This is a genomic window from Variovorax sp. P4_D9, from assembly GCF_056401695.1.
On the sequence record NZ_JBFUIU010001477.1, the window covers coordinates 1 to 1,258 of the forward strand.

At 61.0% G+C, this 1,258-nt stretch carries 2 protein-coding genes; both read right to left on the reverse strand.

Going from position 1 to position 1,258, the window contains the following annotated elements; all coding sequences use genetic code 11:
• Positions 1–56 precede the first annotated feature (56 nt).
• Entirely contained in the window at positions 57–311 is a 255-nt protein-coding gene (locus tag AC1DY5_RS56145; RefSeq protein ID WP_478122792.1) for a DUF6868 family protein, read from the reverse strand.
• A gap of 627 nt (positions 312–938) precedes the next feature.
• Positions 939–1,258 (reverse strand): diguanylate cyclase domain-containing protein (locus AC1DY5_RS56150; RefSeq protein ID WP_478122793.1); only part of this gene is annotated, 320 nt, incomplete at its 5' end.

Below are 1,258 nucleotides of genomic sequence, written 5' to 3' on the forward strand. Positions count from 1 at the left end.
GTCCAGATCGGCGCGGACCGACTTGCGCTTCAAATCCTCGGATGAAGCGCGCCAGATCAGCCGACATGACTCCCGAGGATGCGGAGGGCAACGTAGGGCACCACGTTGAAAAGGAGAATGCCAACCTTGTAGATCGCCATGCATGCGTAGTGRATGCCATCGAAGCGCTCTTCCGAKATGCGAAACCAGCGACCGTGGAGTCGTCGCATCCAGGCATGACCAAACCTAAAGGCGACAAACCAGGCAAGCAGTACGGCGTAGTTGAGCASYGCGCACCACAGCAGRAAATCGCTSRCAATCTGAAGCGTCATTGGMCGTTCTCCATGAGGGCCCGCATTTCTGACTGAGCGCCGCGGGCCGCGGCGTCTCAATTCGTCCGAGTCTTACAAAAAAACTTGAATGGCGCATGGAACTGCCCGTTCGATGAGCACCGCAATGCGAGCCAAGCAGGATGCGGCTCCGGCGAGATGCTCAGCCGGTTATCCACAGAGTCATGCACCGGCCAAGGGGAAAGCAGGGCCTTGACTTTATTTTTTTGGTGCAGTGCACAATGCCTTTCTCCATTGGCAGCGGCACGATTTTCGTGCGTCGGGCGATGCAGTGCAGCACGCCATGTTGGTGCGTCGCATGCCATCTTTTCCACAGACGGATGCGAGAGTTGACTCACTTGGCCGGGGCGCCTGAGGCTGGGTCAAGGAACGCATGCGCCCACGGGAAACTCCGCGAGTTGATAGTTGTTCCTTCCGGCCCCCTTGGCTCGGTAGAGCATTTCGTCCGCCCGGGCGATGAGCTGCTTGGGGGTCGTCGAACCGCCGCGGTAGAACCGCGACGCCAACGCTGGCGCTGACGTTTATGAGTTGGCCCTCGATCACGAACGGCATTCACGATGCATCGACGATCTTGGCTGCGATGCGTGCGGCGGCCTCGGGATCGGAGATTCATTCGATGAGCACGGTGAACTCGTCACCGCCCAGAGGGGCGACCACACCGCCGCTGCGCACGCACTCGAACATGCGAGCGGCCACGGAACGCAACAGGGCATCGCCGATGCCGTGGCCCAGCATGTCGTTGACCTGCTTGAAGCGATCCAGGTCGACGAAGAGCAAGGCTGCAACCCCTCCACTGGCGTTGGCAGCGGCCATTGCCCGGTCGAGCGCCTGATCGAAGCCTGCCCGGTTGGCCAAGCCGGTCAACGGGTCCTGGTACGCAAGTTGGAGGAGGCGCCGCTGCTCCTCCTTCTGGCGCGTCACCTCCGTCG